Origin of the sequence: Paenibacillus elgii NBRC 100335 (assembly GCF_004000865.1) — a bacterium.
GTDB lineage: Bacteria > Bacillota > Bacilli > Paenibacillales > NBRC-103111 > Paenibacillus_G > Paenibacillus_G elgii.
This window is the reverse complement of record NZ_BIMB01000010.1, coordinates 56,357-77,173: the sequence shown is the minus strand read 5'-3', so window position 1 is coordinate 77,173 and position 20,817 is coordinate 56,357. Positions and strand designations below refer to the sequence as shown.

The following is a 20,817-nucleotide window of genomic DNA, read 5'->3' as shown; positions in this document are numbered from 1 at the left end:
AAAAAAATGCCCGGCACCTTAAATCGGTACCGGGCTTCGTTTGTCTCACAGCCTGCACGCTTACATACGTCGGCAGGCGATTAGTTTTTCCGAGAGGTTAATTTAGCTTGCGTAAACAGCAGCAAATAATCGTAGCCGCCCGCTTTGGAATCCGTACCGGACATGTTGAACCCGCCGAACGGATGCACGCCGACCAGGGCGCCGGTACACTTGCGGTTGATGTACAGATTGCCGCAATGCACCGTTTCCAGAGCTTCCTCGATCCGGTCTTCGTCCGAGGAGAAGAAGGCGCCCGTCAAGCCGAATTCGGTATCGTTATACAGCGCGATCGCTTCTTTCCAGTCTTTCGCTTTGCCGATGGCGAGCACCGGCCCGAAAATCTCCTCTTGCATGATCCGCGCTTTGCCGTCCACATCGGCAAATACCGTCGGCTCGATATAATAGCCGTTGCCTTCCGCCTTGCCGCCGCCGGCAAGCAGCTTGCCTTCCGTCTTGCCGATCTCGATGTAATTCAAAATTTTATCGTAGGAGCCTTGATCGATTACCGGTCCTACCGGGGCATTCGTTTCCGGCAACCCGACTTGCAGGGCTTTCGTCAATTCGACGACCTTCTCGACCACTTCGTCGTAAACGGACTCGACGATAAACGCGCGCGAGCCGGCCGAGCATTTCTGACCTTGGAAGCCGAAAGCCGAAGCGACAATCGCTTGGGCCGCCGCTTGAAGATCGGCCGTTTCGTCGACGACAATCCCGTCTTTTCCGCCCATCTCCGCAACGACGCGCTTGATCCAGATTTGCCCCGGAGCCGTCTCCGCCGCCAAGCGGTTGATGCGCAGCCCGATTTCCTTGGAGCCGGTGAAGCTGACGAAGCGCGTTTTCGGATGCGTTGTCAAGTAGTCTCCGACTTCCGCACCGCTGCCCGGAATATAGTTAATGACCCCGGCAGGCAGTCCCACTTCTTCCATCAACGCCACGAATTTATGGGCGATGACCGGCGTCGTGGACGCAGGCTTGAGCAGAACGGTGTTGCCCGATACGACGGCGGCCGCCGTCATGCCTACACAAATTGCCAGCGGGAAGTTCCACGGAGGAATCACGACGCCGACGCCAAGCGGAATGTACGTCAGGTTGTTCGTCTCGCCCGCGATTTTCGTCAAAGGCTGGGTTTCGTTAATGCGGCTCAGGCGCAGCATTTCCCGGGCATAAAACTCGATGAAATCGATCGCTTCCGCAGTATCGGCATCGGCCTCAGCGTAGTTTTTGCCGGATTCCAGAATCATGAGCGCGGAAAACTCATGCTTGCGCTGGCGCATCAGCTCCGCCGCTTTAAACAAATAGTCCGCGCGCTCCGCAGCCGGAACTCGCTTCCACGATTCGAATGCCTGCAAAGCCGTCTGCATCGCCTCTTCGGCCAAAGCCTGGTCGGCTTTGCTGACGCGGCCGATCACTTCATCCTTGTCCCCCGGATTAATCGATACGATGCGCGCATCGGTCATCACTTTTTTGCTGCCGATATGCAGCGGGTATTCCCGGCCAAGCTCGGCCTTAACCTTGGCGATTGCGGCTTCCATCGCCTGCTTGTTCTCTTCCTTGCTGAAATCCGTAAAGGGCTCATTTACAAAAGGCTTAACATTTGTCAACGTATTCATCGATTATTCCCCTCTCAATTGATATCAATGGATTATTTAAACATATTTTTTAGAACAAACCAGACATTCGCCGGACGCTCCGCCAGCCGCCGCATGAAGTAGCCGAACCAATCGATGCCGTACGGAACGTAGACGCGCACCTTGTAGCCTTCGGCGACCAGCCGGTTTTGCAGCTCCTCGCAAATGCCGTAGAGCATCTGGAACTCGAACCGGTCGTTCGGGATGCCGTGCTCTTTGACCAACTGCTTGGTAAACTCGATCATATGCTCGTCATGGCTGGCGACCGCCGTATAGTTTCCGTTCAGCAGGTGCATCTTGATGATCTTCTTGTAATTTTCGTCGACGTCTTTCTTTTCCGGGAAGGCGACCTTCGGAGACTCCTTATAGGCTCCCTTCACCAGGCGCAGATTGGCCCGCAGCTCGTTCAAATCCTTAATATCCTGCTCCGTGCGGAACAAGTACGCCTGAATCACGATCCCGACATTGTCATAGGTCTGACGAAGCTCGCGGTAAATATCGAGCGACACTTGGCAGTGAGCGTAATCCTCCATATCGATGCGCACGAAATTACCATATTCCTTGGCTCTGTCCAAAATTCTGCGCATGTTGCTCATGCACAGCTCTTTGTCGATATCCAGTCCAAGCGAAGTCATTTTCAAGGAAAGATTGGATTGAACGCCCGATTCCGCGATCGCATCCAGCGTGCGCAGACACATTTCGGTCGATTCCATGGCCTCGGCCTCGGTGGAAATAAATTCGCCCAAATGGTCCAACGTGACGACCCGGCCGGACTGATTCAGCTTGCGAACCACTTCGATCGACTGCCCGATCGTTTCGCCTGCTACGAAGCGGGCCGCGCCGAAGCGCAATCCGTATCTTTTCGCCAATTGATTTGCGGAGCGGTTCTTTCCTATCGCTTGAAACATATTCCGCATGAGCACTTCCATGGACACCGAATCCTCCTTCTAAAACCATCCATATGTTGTCATATGAAAGCGTTATCTGTATTTACACTATACAACCAAAAGACGGAATTGTACACACATTTAACAATAATTTTGTTTATTTTAATTAACTTGTCTATTTTTGAACATATTACAGCTTGATTCGAAAATAAACCCCAACGCCGAGCATGGTTAAAAGCCCCCCGGCCGCCTGAAGCCAGGTAGGCTATTCATTCAATAACAGATAAGCCAAAATTGATCGCCAAAACCGGCTTTCCGATAACCGCCATGGACACCGTCGCCGCGTTTACGTAGGCTAGCAGCCAATTGAACAAGCGCCAGCAGCACAAAAATGCCCCAGTCCGTCAGCGTATAATACGCAAGTGTATAATGATTGAACACATTGAACATAAAAAACAGCAATGCGGATGACACGAGCCATCAATGAACCCCGAGGTAAGCCTTGACCACGTTGTCGTCCGCAAGCAGGCTGGCGGCGCTGTCCTCCATCGTAATGGACCCCGTTTCCAGCACGTAACCGCGATGCGCCAGTTTGAGCGCCGCCTTCGCATTCTGCTCGACCAGCAAAATCGTCGTGCCTCGCTGTTGGTTAATCTGTTTGATGATCTTCATAATGTTGAGGACAACGATCGGGGCAAGCCCCATCGAAGGCTCGTCCAGCATCAGCAGCTTGGGCTCCGACATAAGAGCCCGACCGATGGCCAGCATCTGCTGCTCCCCGCCGCTTAATGTCCCCGCCATTTGCTTGCGCCGCTCGGCCAGCCGGGGGAACATTTGAAAGACCATGTCCAGATTTTGCGCCAGCCTCGCCTTGTCCCTTTTCTTGATGAAAAAGCCGAGCTCCAGATTTTCCGTCACCGTGAGGCCGCCGAACACCCTCCGCCCCTCCGGCACATGCACGACGCCCATTTCCACGATCACATGAGGTTCTTTTTTCGTCAGATCCTCGCCCATAAACGCGATGCTGCCTTGCGCCGGACGGATCAGCCCGGAGATCGTTTTCAGAATCGTGCTTTTGCCGGCGCCGTTGGCCCCGAGCAGCGCGACGATCTCGCCTTGCTTCACCGTAAAATCGACACCGCGGACCGCCTGAATTTTGCCGTAAAAGGTCTCCATGCGCTTCACGTCGAGAAGGTTGCTCATCCCGCCTCCTCCTCCTCTTCTTTACCCAGATACGCTTCGATCACCCGGGGATCGTTCAGCACGTCCTGCGGCGTGCCTTCCGCAAGCTTTTGCCCGTAATTCAGCACCATCATGTGATCGGAAACCTGATTGATCAGTCCCATATCGTGCTCGATCAAGACGACGGGAATGCGGTAAGCTTCGCGGATTCGACCGATCAGACCGATCAGATCCCGCTTTTCACTGAAATTGAAGCCCGCCGCCGGCTCGTCCAGAAAAAGAATTTTCGGCTGAATCGCCAAAGCTCGCGCAATTTCCAGATAGCGCTGGGCGCCGTAAGGCAGGTTCTTGGCCAGCCTGTTGGTGTACGCTTCAATCCCGACAAAACGGATGCACTCCTCGGCCACCTGCCGAATCCAGGCTTCCTCCTTGCGGTGGCCGGGCGTGCGCAGCAGCGCTCCCAACAGCCCTTGCTTCGTTCTGGAGTGCATGCCCGCCATTACGTTCTCCAGCACCGTCAGGTTCGGAAATACGCGCAGGTTCTGAAAAGTCCGGGCCATGCCCATCGACGTAATCCGGCTCGGTTTCTTCCCGACGATATTTATGCCGTCGAATAAAATTTCGCCGCGCGTCGGCCGGTAAAAGCCCGTAATCATATTGAACAAAGACGTTTTCCCCGCCCCATTTGGCCCGATGACGCTCATTACGGCATTGTCCGGAATCTCAAAGCTCAAATTGTTCACGGCCGTCAATCCGCCGAATTGGAGATGCAGATTGGAAATTCGCATGTTCGCCATATGGCTCACCTCGGATCGCTTATTCTTTGCCCCGGCTCTCGGGAACGAGTCCTTGCGGACGGAAAATCATCAGGATCACCAGCGCGACCCCAAAAACAAGGAAACGGTACCGGTCGATATCCACATCCAATTGAATGAGCTTATTCAAATCCCGAAGCGACTCGGGAAGAACAATGACGATGATCGCGCCGATCACAACGCCGGAAATCCGGCCCAAACCACCCAGGATGACCGCCAGCAAAATCATGACCGACTGCATGAAATTGAAGCTTTCGGGCGCGATCGCCGTCATTTTGACCGCAAACACCGCGCCGGCCAGTCCGCCGAAAAAAGCTCCCACCGAATAAGCGGCCAGCTTGCTGCGCACCCGATTGATGCCCATCGCTTCCGCCGCGTCCTCATCCTCCCGGATGTACGCCCAAGAACGCCCGATTCTCGATTGCCCGAGCCGCTTGGAAGCCACGATCGCAAGGACCACCAAAATCAGTATCGCCCAATAGCAGTACGTCAGGTTGTTGATCGTAACGCCCATGAAGGTCGTCGGAGCGGGAAACGGACTCAGGATGCCGTAAATCCCGGACGCTCCGCCGGTAAATTCGAGATTTTTGGCCGATATTTTGACAATTTCGCCAAAACCTAATGTGACGATCGCCAGATAGTCGCTGCGCAGCCGGAGGGTCGGCGCCCCGATTATGAGGCCGGCCACGGCGGCGAATATACCGCTAAGCGCAAGGGCCAGAAAAAAATTCATGTGAAACTGCGTCATGAAAATGCCCGTCGTATAAGCGCCGACCGCGAAAAACGCGGAATACCCGAGGTCGAGGAGCCCGGCGTAGCCGACAACGACGTTCAATCCGAGCCCGAGAACGATATAGAACACGGCGAGAAAGCCGACGTCCAGCCAATAAGGCCCGGCGAAGAAAGGGAAAAACGCGGCCAGCACCATCAGCACCGCGAGCGCCGAGGTTTTGGCATTGATTTTCGGACGGTTTAAAACAACGGTTTGTTTCGTCGCATTTTCCATACCTTTACATCCTTTCCGTCACTTTTTGGCCTAAAATGCCCGTCGGTTTGACCACCAGCAAGGCGATAAGAATGAAGAACGCAAAGACGTCCTTCCATTCGCCGCCGAATTGGTACGTACCGATCGTCTCCAGCACGCCGAGCGTCATGCCGCCGAGCATTGCCCCGCGAATGCTGCCGATTCCGCCGATGACGGCGGCCGTAAAGGCCTTCATGCCAAAAATAAAGCCCATCGTAAACGTAAGGCTGCCGTAATAGCTCGCATTCATCATGCCGGCGGCAGCAGCCAGAAAAGAGCCGACAAAAAACGTCAACGAAATCACTTTCGTCACGTTGATGCCGACCAGACTGCTGGCCGTCGGATCGATCGCAATCGCCCGCATCGCTTTGCCGTAAATCGTCCGATGGATGAACAACTGTAAAGCGAACATAAGGAGCGCCGAAACGGCGATGATTCCAATCTGGGCATACGTAATTTTGACGCCAAGCAGCGAGAACCCTGTCGTCGGCAACGTCACGGGCATGATATACGGCTTGGCGCCATAGGCCGCCATAATCGTATTTTCAAGCACCAGCGACATGCCGACCGCGGTAATCAGTATCGATAAACGGGGAGCCTTCAGCAGCGGCCTGTAGGCGATTCGTTCGATTCCCATCCCCAAAAATCCGGTGACGATCATCGCGATGACAAAAGCCAATCCCATCCCCAGCAAGCTTTCCCCTGTGCCGGTCAGCTTGGCCAATACCGTGTAGCCGACGAAAGCGCCGACCATGAACAAATCGCCATGGGCAAAATTAAGCAGCTTGATGATGCCGTATACCATCGAATAACCGAGCGCAATCAAGGCATAAAAGGAGCCTACGATCAAGGCGTTAATCGACTGCTGCACAAAAATGTCAGTGGTAAGCTGAAGTTCCATCGGACCGCTCCTTTTTGAAAAAAATACACGGCACGCTCCTCACATGCCTCACGTTCGAGTACTTACTTCGATGGAGCAAATGTGCCCCCTTTGACTTGCAGCACGACAAAGTTGGACTTCGTCAACGTGCCCTGCGGGGTAAAGGAAACTTGCCCGGTGAGCGTTTTTAAATCGGTTTTGGCCAAAGCTTCGGTAATCGCCTTCTTGTCGATGGAGCCGGCGCGTTTGATGGCATCGGCCATCACCTTAATCCCTTCGTATTGCAGAGCGGAGTACGGGCCCGGCTCCTGAGAGAACTTGCCTTTATAATCATCGATGAATTTCTTCGCCTCCGGCAGGAATTCCGCCGCCGGGCTGCCCGTGATGAACGTGCCTTCGGCCGCATCTTTACCGGCAATGTCGATCAGCATCTTGTCGTTCGCTCCGTCGCCGACTCCGATGATGCCGGAAACGCCTTGCTGCTTGAACTGCCTAATGAACAGGCCGCCGCCCTTATAGTAAGCCGTCCAGTATGTCGCGTCGGGCTGCGCTTGCTTCAGCTTGGACACCAGCGAGGAGAAGTCCGATTCGTCCGGGTTCACGGCGTCGAATACGACGACTTTCGAACCGGCGCTCTCCACCTGCTTCTTCGTCACTTCCGCCAAGTCTTTGGCGAAAGCGGAGTTATCGTGAATGATCGCAACTTTTTTCGCTCCGTTCTTATTGACCATATGCTCCGTCGCCTTTTGCGCCTGATGCTGCCCCGTGCCGTTCATCATGAAGATTTCCGGAAATTTCTGATCGGCGATTTTTTGCGAGTCGGCTGCCGTTACGACCATCGGGATGCCGTTTTGATGGAACACGCCGGTGGCCGGGATGGCCGCACCGGAGCAATAGCCGCCGACGACGGCGGTTACGCCTTCGGAGACGAGCTTGTTGGCGGCAGCCGTAGCGGTCTGCGGATCGCAAGCGTCGTCCTGGGCGACAAGCTTGATTTTGCTGCCGTTAATCCCGCCGGCGGCGTTGATCTCCTCGGCTGCCAGCTCCGCCGCCTGCTTCATGTCCTGGCCCATTTTGGCCTCGTTGCCGCTTAGCGCGAACATCATCCCGATTTTAATTTCCTTGCCCGAGGCCGATCCTTCCGCCGAACCTGTCGCAGGCTTCGCTCCGTCGGGATTCCCTCCACAAGCCGTAATCGCTAGCATGCTTAACATAACCGCACCGATTCCAATTGCCGTTTGCTTTTTCATCCTGTCAGACGACCTCCCGAATATTATTTTATAAAGCGACAAAGTAATCGCTTTCACAAACCTTTTGTATGGGATTCTCAGCAAGCTTTCGTTACCGTTATACAGCAAAGCGTCGCAATATTAAAGCAAATGGATACATCAACGATGGACAACAAAGCATGAATGGCTTGATGAACAGCATGGTGTCGGAGAGAAGCAGGGTTCAATCGATGGAGTGTAGTGGACTGTTTAAGATGAAGTTTCAAATCTGATGCATGGTTTGAAGTTAAAGCTTGCAAGGATTCTTTTATGAGACGGCACAGTTATGCAAAATCGCTTTATTTCTCTCTTAATTTCCCTTATTTATCATTTTTTTCATCTTTTATGCATCAAATTATACATACTTATTTCTATTTTGTACATACTATTGACAAAAAAACTTTTATCGTTCGTTCTTTATGTTCAAAAATGAACATATTTTGCATGATAAATAATCCAAAAGACCGCTTGCATTCAGTTGTAACCCGTTCTCTTTCATGTTAATTTAATTATAAAACTCATGCGAGGCTGCCTATGTTCAATGCTGAACAATTACCTATTCATCGACAACTGCATATGCTCCCTCTTCATTCGACAATCGGCGACATTTCGACACATCTGCGACAGGACGCCGCCGTCTGCATCCTGAAGGATAACGGCGCTTACTTGTTTACCGCCGGGGACCTTTGGCTTTTCGAGCACGGGCATGACAAAACGGTCGACGAATTGCCCGGCAGCCCGAATCTGCTGTCAACCGTTCTCCCCTATTCGGAGGCTGCCGCCGGGAACTATGAAAGCTTCTTACGGCTGCCTGCCGAAACCCAGCGACCTATCATCTTCCGGGAAGCGGACGAAGCCGTGGTCGGCTACAGCTACATGGCCGAGCTGTTGGCTTTTGTATATAAAGAACAGCAGCGGCTTGCCTCCTACTTCCTCACGCTGGCCGAAACGGTAACCGATGCGGTCACGGTCGTCGACCAAACCGGCACGGTGATCTGCTGGAATACCGTCGCCGAAGAGACGTACGGCATCGCCAAGAAAAATATATTGGGAAGACGCATCGGCGAGCATTTCCAGCCGGAAGCGCTTATGGTGCTCCGGATGCTGGACGAAGGCCGGATGATCCGGAATACATATCACCGTCCGCGTCCCGGCAACCACGTGCTCGTTAACGCTTCTCCCGTTGTGGATTATAACGGTCATATTATCGGCGGGATTGCCACGGAGCAGGACATCACCCAATTGGTCCGTCTGAACGACGAGCTTTCCTCGACCCATATGGCGCGCTTCGACGAACAGGCGAGCCAGGAGGACCCCTTTTCCTTCATCAAGGGCAAAGGCGAGCTGATCGGCAATGCGATCCGGCTGGCGCGAAAAGTGGCTGGGGCCGAAAATCCTTTGCTGGTCATTGGGGAAGCCGGGGTGGGCAAGGAGCAGCTCGCCCAAGTGATCCATCAAGCGAGCCCGCGGGCCGATAAGCCGTTCATGACACTGCATTGCGGTTCCGTTCCTGCAGGATTGCTGGAAACGGAGCTTTTCGGCTTTCAAGGGGGCGCCTTCTCGGGGAATCCGACCGGCAGCGCCGGCAAATTGGAATTGGCCGATCAAGGCACGCTGTTCCTGAACGAGATCGACCGGCTGCCACCCGACATTCAAGCGAAGCTGTCGCAGTATATTCAGACGCAAACGGTCGTCCGGACAGGCGGGACCGTGCCCATTCCGGTGCATGCCCGCATCATCGCGGCGACCGATCAGGACCTTCAGAAGATGGTCGAAAAGCAGCTGTTCCGGTCCGATTTATATTACGCGCTGAACGTCATTTCCATCGCGCTGCCTGCGCTTCGCGAGCGAAAGGAAGACATCCCTTCGCTGGTTCAAACGTTCGTCAGACAATTCGCGCTGCAGTATCAAAAGCCGGTTCCGCAGCTTGACCCCGAAGTTATGCTCGCGTTCTCCAATTACGATTGGCCGGGGAATATCAACGAGCTGACGAGCGTCGTGGAGCGATGTCTGATTCTTAGCGAAAACGAACGCATTACGATGACCAATCTCCCTGCGCATTTGCAAAAGGAGCAGCCGCAGCTGGACAAGCCCAAAGCGGAGCAGCCCGACCAGCAATTGCGAATCCTGAAAACGCGGAATACCGAGGAAGAGGAAAAATCGTTAATCGAAGACGCCTTGGCCAAGACGCTCGGCAACAAGAGCGCCGCTGCCAAGCTGCTGGGCATCTCCCGGGGAACTCTGTACAACAAAATGAAGGAGCTTCATTTGGGATAACCCGGCCACCTGCTGAAAAATAATAGCGGCAACTCCGAGCGCATGACGATACCGCTCTGCGGGGTTGCCGCTTTTGCCGTTTTTGCCGTTTTTGCGTCAGGCTTGGCCTTCCTGCTTGCACAGGACGGAGCCGAGCCTGAGCCATGTAGCGCCTTCTTCAATCGCGACTTCAAAATCGCCGGACATGCCCATCGACAGGTGCCGGACTTCGTACCTAAGCGCCCCCGCTTCGTTCAGCTCGTCGCGAAGCTGCCGCAGCCCGCGGAATACGGGCCGGGCCGCCTCGGCTTCCCGGTCCAGCGGTGCCATCGTCATCAAACCGACCACCTGTACGGCATCCAGCTTGGACACCTGCCGCGCGAACGGGACAAGCTCCTCCGGCTGCAGGCCGTATTTGCTCTCCTCCCCGGACACGTTCACTTGAATGAAGCAGCGGACCGGTTCGCCTAAGGCGTCCGCTTTTCGCTGAATTTCCGTCGCCAGCGACATCCGGTCCAACGAATGGATATACGCGAACTTGCCGACGACGTCCTTCACTTTGTTCGTCTGCAGATGGCCGATAAAATGCCAGATGCCTTGACCTCCCAGCGCCTCCCACTTCGGCTGCGCATGCTGCCAGCGGTTTTCGCCGATGTGCGCCATCCCGAGCTGCAGCATCTTCGCTGTCAAATCGGCGGAGCCGTATTTCGTAACGGCGATGATCCCGACGTCCTCCCGGCGCCTCCCGGCGCGAAGGCACGCAGCCCGAATACGGCGCTCGGCCGCGGCTAAATTAGACGATATGCCGTCCATCGCCCGCCCCTCCTCTTCATAAATTCTACCGCCCGAATTCGCCGCTAATCCGCGAAATACGCCTTGGCCTGATACAGCCCTTCTGCCAGCCGGTCGACTTCCTCTTCCGTATTGTAGGCAAAAAAGCTCGCCCGGGCGGTCGCTTGCGCCCCGAGCCGTCTCATCAGCGGCTGACAGCAATGATGCCCCGCCCGTACGGCCACCCCGTACGCATCCAGCGCCGTCGCCAAGTCGTGCGGGTGAATGCCGTCCAGGTTAAAGGTCACCATCCCGATGCGCCCCTCTGTCGGGCCGTAGATCGTCAGACCTTCGATCCGCTCCATCCGCGCGACGGCATAAGCGGTCAACTCCAGATCGTGCTTCTCGATCGCATCCATGCCGATTTGGTTCAAGACCTCGATCGCCGCGCTCAGGCCCACCGCTCCGGCAATGATCGGCGTGCCCGCCTCGAACTTCCACGGCGCCTCCTTCCACGTCGCTTCCCGCAGATCGACATGGCCGATCATCTCGCCGCCGAATTCGACCGGCTCCATCGCCTCCAGCAGCGCCCGTTTCCCGTACAGCACGCCGATGCCGGTTGGACCGCACATCTTATGCCCGGAGAATGCATAGAAGTCGCAATCCAGCTCCTGCACGTCCACTTTCCCGTGCGCAACCGCCTGCGCTCCGTCAACGAGCAGCTTCGCCCCGCACCGGTGCGCAATCTCGGCGATCCCCTTGACCGGATTGACGGCACCGAGCACGTTGGAGATATGGGAGACGGCGACGATTTTTGTCCGGGACGTGACCGTTCTCGCCACGTCCTCCAGCGAGAGGGTGCCGTCCTCCTGCAGCGGAATATAGTTCAATACGGCCCCTGTCGCCTTGGCCGCCTGCTGCCACGGGATGAGGTTGGCGTGATGTTCCATGGGGGTAAGGACGATTTCTTCCCCTTCCCTGCACATCGTCCTTGCGTACCCGGCGGCGACCAGATTAATGCTCGACGTCGTCCCGCGGGTAAAGACGATTTCTGCCTCCGAGGCGGCATTCACAAAACGCGCGACCTTCGCGCGCGCCCCCTCGTATGCTTCTGTCGCCCGCGAGCCGAGGGTGTGCACCCCGCGGTGCACGTTCGCGTTGTCCCACTCGTAGAAGCGCTTCAGCGCTTCGATGACTTGAACCGGCTTCTGCGCCGAAGCCGCGCTGTCCAAATACGTCAGCGGATACCCGTTCACCTGCTGCTTCAAGATCGGAAACCATTCGCGCAAGGCCGAAACGTTCATCCGGCTCCCCTCCTTGTCCTTTAAAAAATCGCGTTCGCTTCGACGATGACCTTGACCTCGCGCAGCGTCAAATCCTCCGGACCTTTCACCGGAAGTCCGACCTCCAGATGATCGGCGATATAAGCGATATGCCGCTCGCCGATCACTTCCCCGGGGAGCAGGATCGGGATGCCCGGCGGGTACACGTAGATCGATTCCGCGATGATGCGGCCGGTCGATTCCAGGAACGGAACCTTCTCCGTGTCCCCATAGAACGCGTCCCGCGGCGTTAACGAAAGCTGGGGAATATCCGGCAGACGGATGTCGCGCTCCACCGTTTGGCGCCCGCTGCTCCGCTCCTTGGCAAGCTCCGCCAGCGACCGCAGCAGCACGGCAATCGATTCCTCCGTGTCCGCCGGGGTAATCAGGCACAGGATGTTGTACAGGTCGCTCAGCTCCACCTCCAGATTGTGCCGGTCCCGCAGCCGATTTTCCGCCTCGTACCCCGTCATGCCGAGCCCCCGCACATGGATCGTCAGCTTGGTCGGGTCGAAATCGTATGCCGTCTCCGTCCACAAAATCTCTTCGCCGAAGCAGAATAGCCCGGGAATCTTGTTAATTTTCCGCCGGGCCTCCTGGGCCAGCCGAATGGTCCAGTCGGCTATTTCCCTCCCGCGTGTGGCGAGATTTTTACGGGCGGCATCAAGCGATGCGAGCAGGATGTACGAGGTCGATGTCGTCGTCAGCATGCTGAACAGCGTCTGCGCCCGTTTGACCGAAACGAGCCCTTCCCGCACATGCAGCAGGGAGCTCTGCGTCAGCGAGCCGCCCAGCTTGTGCATGCTGGTCGCCGCCATATCGGCTCCCGCCTGCATCGCCGACATGGGCAGCTTGTCGTGAAAATGGAGCAGCGCCCCGTGCGCTTCATCCACCAGCACCGGAATGCGGTAGCGGTGGGCCGTCTCGACCATCGCCTGCAGATTCGTGCAGACGCCGAAGTAGGTCGGATTGATGACAAGCACCGCTTTGGCATCCGGATGCATCTCGATCGCCTTTTTCACCGAGCGGACGGACACCCCGTGGTCGATCCCCAGCTTCTTGTCCCGCTCCGGAGATACGAACACCGGCTTGGCCCCGGAAAAGACGATGGCGGACAAAATCGACTTATGCAGATTGCGCGGCACGATGATTTTGTCTCCCGGTCCGCAGACGGTCATAATCATGGTCATAATGGCGCCGCTGGTGCCCTGTACCGAGAACAGCGTATCATCCGCCCCGAAGGCAAGCGCCGCCAAACGCTGCGCCTCCCTGATGACGCCCGTCGGCTGGTGCAAATCGTCCAGCGGCGCAATATTGATCAGATCGATGGACAAAGCGTTGTCGCCGATAAACGACTTAAAGCCGCTTTCCATCCCCTCCCCTTTTTTGTGCCCGGGGATATGAAATTGGTGCGGCTGTCTCTGCGCATGCTCCAGCAAAGCAGAAAATAGCGGCGTGCGCTGTTGATCGATCATGAAGATTCCCTTTCTTTCTCTCTGGATGATATACTTACGGAGTCCAGTATAAGCCTACCTGATCTATCGTTCAATTCAATTATTCGTATCATAATCATAGTTTGAACCTATCGTTTAACCGTCTTTGTATGCCGCGCCGGCCTTATCCGTCAGGCGTCGTTTGACCTCGCGATCGTTGTTGCAGTATCATGATATATTGTAATTAAAAGAATAGGGTTAATCGGAATGAATGGAGGAATACAGATGAGCCGCATCGCAAAAAACTTAACGGATCTGATCGGGAATACCCCTTTGCTGGAATTGTCCAATTATCATAAAAAACAGGAATTGAAAGCGACGCTGCTGGCGAAGCTGGAATTTTTCAACCCGGCCGGGAGTGTCAAGGACCGAATCGGTTATGCCATGATCATCGATGCGGAGGAGCGGGGACTTATTCGTCCGCAGGAGTCCGTCATCATCGAGCCGACAAGCGGCAATACCGGCATTGCCCTCGCATCCGTAGCGGCTGCACGGGGGTATAAGCTGATCTTGACCATGCCGGATACGATGAGCCGGGAACGGATCAATCTGCTGAAGGCGCTCGGCGCGGAGGTCGTGTTAACGCCGGGCGGCGAAGGGATGCTGGGCGCGATCCGCAAAGCGGACGAGCTGGCGGCGGAAACTCCGCATTCGTTCATCCCCCAGCAGTTTAATAACCCGGCCAATCCGGCGATTCACCGGAAGACGACGGCGGAAGAAATATGGGCGGACACGGACGGCAAAGTCGATATTTTTGTCGCAGGCGTCGGGACCGGCGGAACGGTGACGGGCGTCGGCGAAGTGCTGAAGCGCCACAATCCAGCCGTACGCATCGTTGCGGTGGAGCCGCACGATTCGCCTGTGCTGTCCGGCGGCAAGCCGGGACCTAACCGCATCCAGGGGCTCGGTGCGGGCTTCGTGCCGGAAGTGTTCGACCGGTCCGTCATCGACGAGATCGTCAAAGTGCGCACGGACGACGCTTACCGGACCTCCAGGCTGCTGGGTCAGCAGGAAGGGTTGCTGGTCGGCATGTCGTCGGGCGCCGCGGCCTTTGCCGCTACGGAGCTGGCGATCCGGCCCGAGAACGAAGGGAAGACGATCGTCGTGCTGCTGCCGGATTCGGGCGAGCGCTATTTGTCGACCGACTTGTATCAGGAGGAATAGCTGCGCGAGCGACATGCGTGGCATGCTGAAGTGCGCGGCGCCGAGGGGCGGAGCTGCGCAATGAAAGAGGACGTACGCGGAACGATCGCCAAGGCGATTGCGGTTCCTGCGCACGTCCTTTTTTATTTACCAATTCCGAAAAATTTGATATGAGCACAGCGTATCTGCATGATCCCGGTCGGTCAACCGCTTTATTTCAAAATTGCTGGCCATGAACGCGCTTCGAACCTATTTTATGACAAGGACGGGAATCCGGGCGTGCTGCACAACATGATGGCTCACGCTTCCGAGCACCCATTCGTTGAGGCCGGACAAGCCCCGGCTTCCGATCACGATAAGATCCGCACCGATCTCCCCTGCATAATCCAGTACGGAGTCCGCAGGTTGGCCTTGCAGCAGGCTGGCTTTTGCTTCCGGAAGCCCGGCGATTTCGCGCTTCGCTTGGTCGATGAGAGACTGCGCATGCTGTATGTACTCTTCTTCATAGCTTCGTGGAGGAGACACGACCGCTTCGCCGATGACGACAACAGGATGATGCAGCACATGAACGACGTCAAGCTTGGCGTTCGACTCTCCCGCCAGCTCTTTCGCTTTGGCCAAGGCTCTTTGAGACAGCTCGGAACCGTCGTACGCAACCAATATTCTTGTAAACATGGTAACCATCCTTTCGGAAATCGATAGCAGGCAACATAACAAGTATAGCACACCTGACGGACAAATAAACGAAAGCTTGTCAAGGCGCTGTCATCGGTATGACAGCAGCGCCGAAAGCCAGCCTGACAGAAAGCCCTCCCTTTAATTCCGACTATTCCAAAATGATTTGTATGGTAAACTCGTGCCTCATGCTCTATACTGGATTCAGACCACGATACAGGCTTGCATTTTACACACGGGAAGGGGCTTTTTCGATTGACAGACCTCGCCAAGCACATTCAAGGGCAAGAAAAACTTGTACCCGATTTTCATGAGCATTTAAAAGTCATTTTACTCGGGACCGGATCGCCGCGGGCGGTATACGGGGTCGCCAAACCGGGGGTGGCCGTGCTCGCCGGCGGCAAAGTATTTCTCGTCGATTGCGGAGCCGGAACCGTCGGCCAGTTGCTACTGGCCGGCATCATGCCCCAGCGCATTTCGGACGTGCTGTTCACGCATCACCACAGCGATCACAACTCCGGCTTTTTCGACGTGTTCATCAGCAGTTGGAGAACGCATGTTGTCCCGGGCGCCGTCTACGAGAACCGCACGGTGCCGATGCAAGTATACGGCCCGGAAACGACCCGGGACATTATCGGAAAAATGGAAGCGTCGTTCGCCTTCGACGTCGATCTGCGAATCAATTACAACAAATCCGCCCTGGGCGGTTCCAGAATCGAGTATCACGAGTGCAACGAAGGCGTCGTATACGATCGGGACGGCATCCGGATTACGGCCTTTGAGGTTGACCATCGTCCGGTATACCCGGCCATCGCCTACAAATTCGAATATAACGGGCAAGCGGCCGTCATCTCGGGAGATACGCTTCCGGTAGACAATATGGTTCGTTATGCCCAAGGAGCCGATCTGCTCGTTCACGAGGCTTACAACAAGGAGTGGCTCGATGCTTTGATCGCCATGTATCCGGAGCAGGCGACAGGCCTCGGTAATCCGGCAAAATACCATACGACGACGCTGCAAGCGGCCGAAATCGCCCGCCAGGCGAACGTCAAGCATCTACTGCTCACCCACCATATTCCGGCCCCGGCCAACACGCCGGAAGCGGAAGCCGCCTACATCCGGGGTATGAGCGAGATTTATGCCGGACCGATTACGGTGGGCCGGGATTTGATGGAGGTGGATTTGGGCGCTTCCGCCTCGTCTTGACCGCCCGGCGGTCTCCCCTACTCGCCAACACAAATCAAAAACGCCAACCGTCATCTCGGCTGGCGTTTTTTTATTGCGGCAATTCGAAAAAATAGCGGAACGTGGATGCGCTAATCCATGCGAGCGGTCAGGGCTGGAACAATTAGCGGAACTCCAGGTGCGCTATCGGCCTAAGCTTAGCGCGAACGAATGTTTTTCGACAAGGATAGAGCATCGTATTTCCTCTATTCCCCTACGAGCATTCCAAACGCTCTGCTTAACGCATCGCAGTTCCTTTATTTTCCCAACTTAGGCTGAACGGGCCGTGTGACAACTCAAACCGCCCATCATGCAGCGTTACTGTGCCCTCCGGGCGCTTCGCGGCGGTGCATTCCAATGACAGCGCCAGTCTCTTGCACTCGGCGGTCAGTCCCCTACCCCGCTTCTTCCGCGGCAGACAAGTCGCACGTGACGATGCCGTACATCAGCGACGGACACAGCCCGCGCGGCTCAGCTTTCTTTCAACTTGCGCACCTCCTCGATGCTCGGATAAAAATCCGGGCTCGCGCTCAGCAGCCAGTTGCGGTGCTGTTTCGCCGTTTCGTCCTGCTCCGGCTCGCCGTACGGCCACTCTTCCCCGATGCCGACGGCATAATCCTTCATCAGCATGAGCAGCGCGGCGCTCCATTGGCGTGTGCCGCTGATCGTCGGCACAAGCGGATAGTATTCATCATGAGCGGCGCGGATGAGCGCATGCGACACTTCTTGCAGCAGCGGCGGCACCTCCGCCTCGTCCAGCTTCTCGACGATCTCGGGCGGCAGCTGGACCTCGTCCGTCGAAGCGTACTGCTCGTACACCTCCGGCATCACAAGCCCCTTCTCCTTGGCCGCCCACAGCTTCACGCGGTCCAGCGCAGGCTTGTAAACGGCCGGAACGGAAATGGTCAGCTCCGGCTTCGGGTTGTCCAAGTCGATGACGAACGACTCGTTGAACTTGTACAGCTTTGCATTGCCGCGCACGCCAAGCCAGCGGAGCGCCAGCAGCGCGTGCGTCCGCACCTTCGGCTCGATGGCGACGTTCCGGCAGACGCGGCGCAGCAGCTTTTCGCTTCGCGTGTCGGGCAGCATGCAGAGCAGACGCACCGCCGAGAGCGCCGAGTCCTTGTCCTCGAGCCACCACTGCAGTTGCTCGTAAATCGTATCGACCGGCGCTTCCAGCAGCCAGTCCAATTGAATCGGACGCGCCGCATACTCTTCCAGCGTCAGCATGCCGCGGCTGTGCAGCGATTCCGCGCCGTACTTCGCGACCAGATCCTCGTAAGCCCGCTCCGCGTCCTCCGCAATTTCCGTGAACGCCAGCTGGTCCTTTTCGGGAATGCCGTTGAATTCAACGACCCGGCGCAGCCATTGGGCCAAAGCGTGCGGATTTTGCTGCCACATCATGAAGACGAAGGTCAGCAGATCGCGGTCGAAATCCAGCCCCGGCTGTAGCGCGAAGCGGGCGAGCGTCGTGCGGATCTCTTCCTCCCGGCGCATCAGACTGAGCGAAAGAATAAGTCCGTTCCACGCGTTTCCGTTGAATTCGTTTTCTTTTATAGCCCGATAAAAGCAAAAGGCGGCCGCTCCGTACGATTCCATCTGGAGATGATGGCGGCCATACCCGGTCAGTTCGTCGTTTCGACTCATGTTCTACCCCCGTGAAATATGGATATCCCCAATATACTGGGAAACGGGCGCAGACTCAAGTTTTTTTGCAAAGTTAACCGATCTTAATTGCAGCAGCTCTCGCTTTAAATCGTCCGGATGCCACCACTCCTCCGAAGGCAGCGATGCGGAGCGAGCCGGTTTCAAGCGAAAGAGGAAAGATCGAGGAGTCAAAAGGACATTGACCGGAAATTGAGGGTGCTAGTCAGGAGGATCCTCCCTTTTTCCTGTTCGCAAACGGACCTGTGGACCTGCCGGTAAACAGATCTGCAGACGCGTCACAAAACGGCTTCTTCGGTATATCATCAGGATGTCGCCATCAAAAGAACTGAGCTTCACGACCGGGCCGGGATTTCCCAGCACGCGCCTTGGCCGAACAAGAAAGGAGCATATCTCCATGCAGCAAACTACCATGAATGACATGGCTTTAGCCCCAAAACGGAGCACCTTCGAACGCTTCACCAAGAGGGCGGTATGGCCCGCTTACGCCGGCTGCGTTTGGGCGCTCATCTATGCGGTGTTCGTCCGGTTCTATCAAGCAGCGGGAGGAGCTATAGGCATGTCGGGGCAACCCAGAAACCCTGAGCTGGGGTTTTATATGGCGAGCTATCTTGCGGGCGTATTGATCATGATATGCGGATTTATACTGCTTGGGCTCGTCAAGCCATGGGGACGGACCGTTCCGGCATGGGTGCCGTGGATTGCGGGGAAACCGATCCACCGAGCGATTATTTTAATCCCCACGCTCCTCTGCACGGCCTTCTTGCTTGCGCATGGAGCGGCCGGAATCGTCACGAGAGCCCTTTTTCTAGCCGGTATCATCTCTATCAACCTGCCGGAGCAGTACTGGATCGACATCGATCTGCACGGCATGGCTTTATGGGATCTGCTGGTTTACGAGCCATGGTTTCTCGTTATGGGCCTATTATCCGGTTTAACGGCCGCTCACTACGCGCAAGCCTCCGGTATTTCACTGTCCGCTTTGCGTCGCGGCACGGCGCTTTACTTGATATTCGCCGTACTCCTGACCACGCTGTTCGTATGCTCCATCGCCTTTGATTTTGTCGATAAAATTAGCTTTTAATCACTCACAACAGCGGGAAAACGCAGCTGCCAAAAAAGCGGCTGCTTTTGCCCGTTTAGCCCGTACAAGGTTTTTGCAGCAAATTTGGCATTGACAACAAAAACAAGCCCGGATTATGATACAGATGATTAATATCCCTAGTATTTCCATCGAAATTATTAATCATCGACCAGTCCACTGGAGAGACATGATTGTGCCATGCCTTCGAAGCTTTCCCGCTTCGTGGTTCGGTGCATTGATGTCTTTTTTTATGAATTCAGTTATTTCATCTGCTGCGGAGGGATTAGCATGTCGCTGGACAACATCGAAATCGACGAGCAATGGGTAAAGGAACTCGCCGAATTTCCCTTGGTGGAAGCGCTGTTCGGCCGCCGGCTTCCATACGTCGGAAATCTTTTTTACGGACGATTCGGGAACGTATATTTTCCAGACGAGAGACGCCAAACCGGTAGCGGAGCTGATGCAGCAGGCGCTCGGGCTCAGAGGCTGGATGTTCGACGGCATCGACCGGGCGGGTCACACTCGTATTTGCGCACCCATGCGGAGCATCTGGAGAAGCAGCACGGCATCAAAAGATAAAGCTCAATCAAAACAAAAGCTGCCCCCTCCCAGCACACGCCGATCGAGCGTCAGTTGACTTGAGGGGCACTTTTGTACCTAAGAATTGTCCATGAACATGTTGCTTTCAACGATTTTCATTTGGGAAAATTTTGCAAAAATCACCATTTTGCCTTATGATCAATTAAGTATAACTCGACCATATCCATTCGGGAGGGACACAGATCATGTCGTCAACCCGTCTGCTTATTTTGGGCGTTCTGCTCAAACGTCAACCGATTCACGGATACGATGTACGCAAGGAGCTGGAAATTTGGCATGCCGGCAAGTGGGCGAACATCGCTTACGGGTCCATCTATTTTGCCCTGAATAAAATGGCTTCCGAAGGGCTTGCGGAAACGACCTCCCCCGAGCAAATCATCGAAAATAAAAAAGGACCCGCCCGAATCGCTTACCAAGTAACCGAGAAGGGAAGGCAGGAATTCGAGCGGCTGCTGGACAAGGCCATATGGGAATACAAGCCGGAGTTCGATTCGTTCCACATCGCGCTGATGTTCATGAACCGCATTTCGAAGGATCATCTGCTCGGCGCCTTCCGTCACCGGATCAACCTACTCCGCGCCGATATCGAAAGCTTTAAAGCCACCGCCGATTTTAACCTTTTCCCCGCCAATTCTCCGCATTATTTAAGCGAAAATTTGCGGCTCTTCTCGGCGCGTCTGGAAGCCGAGCTGCAGTGGATCGAAGGCATGGTCGGCAAACTTGAGCAAGGCTTGCTGTTCTGAAAAGGAACGAATGCGATGCCGAATCGCTTTTTATCTACAGAAAACGCAGGACGCCGGATCGCTCCCCGCACCCGGCGTCCCGAAAAAACCACCTTCGCCCCCGACGCTTACGTCGAAC

General features: G+C 55.6%; 19 protein-coding genes. 6 read left to right on the top strand and 13 right to left on the bottom strand.

Translation table 11 applies throughout. From position 1 onward, the window contains the following. Window positions 1–80: 80 nt before the first annotated feature. From pruA to PEL01S_RS10105, 8 genes are all read right to left on the bottom strand, one after another. A complete protein-coding gene (gene pruA, locus PEL01S_RS10140) occupies window positions 81–1,649 on the bottom strand; it encodes an L-glutamate gamma-semialdehyde dehydrogenase (RefSeq protein WP_127460210.1) in 1,569 nt (522 codons plus the stop codon). 32 nt (window positions 1,650–1,681) lie between these two features. Next, complete coding sequence (locus PEL01S_RS10135; protein ID WP_010499854.1) at window positions 1,682–2,596, bottom strand: proline dehydrogenase family protein; 915 nt, start codon at window positions 2,594–2,596, stop codon at window positions 1,682–1,684. A gap of 231 nt (window positions 2,597–2,827) precedes the next feature. Then, window positions 2,828–3,028 (bottom strand): hypothetical protein, encoded by a 201-nt coding sequence (locus PEL01S_RS10130; RefSeq protein WP_127460209.1) that lies wholly within the window; start codon window positions 3,026–3,028, stop codon window positions 2,828–2,830. 6 nt (window positions 3,029–3,034) lie between these two features. Next, window positions 3,035–3,757: an ABC transporter ATP-binding protein gene (locus PEL01S_RS10125; RefSeq protein WP_127460208.1), complete on the bottom strand. Its 723-nt coding sequence runs from the start codon at window positions 3,755–3,757 to the stop codon at window positions 3,035–3,037. Continuing rightward, window positions 3,754–4,533 (bottom strand): ABC transporter ATP-binding protein, encoded by a 780-nt coding sequence (locus tag PEL01S_RS10120; RefSeq protein WP_127460207.1) that lies wholly within the window; start codon window positions 4,531–4,533, stop codon window positions 3,754–3,756. The genes PEL01S_RS10125 and PEL01S_RS10120 overlap by 4 nt, the downstream gene beginning before the upstream one ends. Before the next feature lie 19 nt (window positions 4,534–4,552). Further along, window positions 4,553–5,557 (bottom strand): ABC transporter permease subunit, encoded by a 1,005-nt coding sequence (locus PEL01S_RS10115; protein ID WP_127460206.1) that lies wholly within the window; start codon window positions 5,555–5,557, stop codon window positions 4,553–4,555. Window positions 5,558–5,561: 4 nt separating this feature from the next. Next, the gene (locus PEL01S_RS10110) at window positions 5,562–6,476 is read right to left on the bottom strand and encodes a branched-chain amino acid ABC transporter permease (RefSeq protein WP_127460205.1); all 915 of its coding nucleotides are present in this window, start codon (window positions 6,474–6,476) and stop codon (window positions 5,562–5,564) included. A gap of 62 nt (window positions 6,477–6,538) precedes the next feature. Next, window positions 6,539–7,705, bottom strand: coding sequence for a branched-chain amino acid ABC transporter substrate-binding protein (locus PEL01S_RS10105; RefSeq protein ID WP_127460204.1), 1,167 nt, complete (start codon window positions 7,703–7,705; stop codon window positions 6,539–6,541). 552 nt (window positions 7,706–8,257) lie between these two features. Here PEL01S_RS10105 and PEL01S_RS10100 point away from each other — a divergent pair. Continuing rightward, entirely contained in the window at window positions 8,258–10,000 is a 1,743-nt protein-coding gene (locus tag PEL01S_RS10100; RefSeq protein ID WP_127460203.1) for a sigma-54 interaction domain-containing protein, read from the top strand. Between the two features lie 96 nt (window positions 10,001–10,096). Here PEL01S_RS10100 and PEL01S_RS10095 read toward each other — a convergent pair whose 3' ends face one another. From PEL01S_RS10095 to PEL01S_RS10085, 3 genes are read right to left on the bottom strand one after another with little or no spacing between them, the layout of a single operon-like run. Next, window positions 10,097–10,792 (bottom strand): YggS family pyridoxal phosphate-dependent enzyme, encoded by a 696-nt coding sequence (locus PEL01S_RS10095; RefSeq protein ID WP_127460202.1) that lies wholly within the window; start codon window positions 10,790–10,792, stop codon window positions 10,097–10,099. A gap of 44 nt (window positions 10,793–10,836) precedes the next feature. Beyond that, window positions 10,837–12,054: a cysteine desulfurase gene (locus PEL01S_RS10090; RefSeq protein WP_127460201.1), complete on the bottom strand. Its 1,218-nt coding sequence runs from the start codon at window positions 12,052–12,054 to the stop codon at window positions 10,837–10,839. Window positions 12,055–12,074: 20 nt separating this feature from the next. Then, on the bottom strand, window positions 12,075–13,544 hold the full coding sequence (locus PEL01S_RS10085) for an aminotransferase class I/II-fold pyridoxal phosphate-dependent enzyme (protein WP_164824269.1): 1,470 nt from the start codon (window positions 13,542–13,544) through the stop codon (window positions 12,075–12,077). A gap of 246 nt (window positions 13,545–13,790) precedes the next feature. Here PEL01S_RS10085 and cysK point away from each other — a divergent pair, with 246 nt between their 5' ends. After that, window positions 13,791–14,729, top strand: coding sequence for a cysteine synthase A (gene cysK, locus PEL01S_RS10080; protein WP_010499868.1), 939 nt, complete (start codon window positions 13,791–13,793; stop codon window positions 14,727–14,729). 228 nt (window positions 14,730–14,957) lie between these two features. Here the strand turns inward: cysK and PEL01S_RS10075 are convergent, their stop codons facing one another. Beyond that, window positions 14,958–15,383, bottom strand: coding sequence for a universal stress protein (locus tag PEL01S_RS10075; protein ID WP_063178912.1), 426 nt, complete (start codon window positions 15,381–15,383; stop codon window positions 14,958–14,960). A gap of 255 nt (window positions 15,384–15,638) precedes the next feature. Here PEL01S_RS10075 and PEL01S_RS10070 point away from each other — a divergent pair, with 255 nt between their 5' ends. After that, window positions 15,639–16,589, top strand: coding sequence for an MBL fold metallo-hydrolase (locus PEL01S_RS10070; RefSeq protein WP_063178910.1), 951 nt, complete (start codon window positions 15,639–15,641; stop codon window positions 16,587–16,589). A gap of 489 nt (window positions 16,590–17,078) precedes the next feature. Here the strand turns inward: PEL01S_RS10070 and PEL01S_RS10065 are convergent, their stop codons facing one another. Then, window positions 17,079–18,254, bottom strand: a complete 1,176-nt coding sequence (locus PEL01S_RS10065) for a hypothetical protein (protein WP_063178908.1) — start codon at window positions 18,252–18,254, stop codon at window positions 17,079–17,081. Between the two features lie 415 nt (window positions 18,255–18,669). Between PEL01S_RS10065 and PEL01S_RS10060 the strand changes: the two genes are divergently transcribed. The 3 genes from PEL01S_RS10060 to PEL01S_RS10050 all read left to right on the top strand — a co-directional run bounded on the left by PEL01S_RS10060 (window position 18,670) and on the right by PEL01S_RS10050 (window position 20,699). After that, entirely contained in the window at window positions 18,670–19,356 is a 687-nt protein-coding gene (locus PEL01S_RS10060) for a DUF3995 domain-containing protein (protein ID WP_127460199.1), read from the top strand. A 288-nt stretch (window positions 19,357–19,644) separates the two neighbouring features. Continuing rightward, window positions 19,645–19,935 carry a hypothetical protein gene (locus PEL01S_RS10055; protein WP_127460198.1) on the top strand — a complete coding sequence of 97 codons (291 nt, stop codon included), beginning with the start codon at window positions 19,645–19,647 and terminating at the stop codon, window positions 19,933–19,935. Window positions 19,936–20,141: 206 nt separating this feature from the next. After that, entirely contained in the window at window positions 20,142–20,699 is a 558-nt protein-coding gene (locus PEL01S_RS10050; protein WP_127460197.1) for a PadR family transcriptional regulator, read from the top strand. Window positions 20,700–20,817 lie beyond the last annotated feature (118 nt).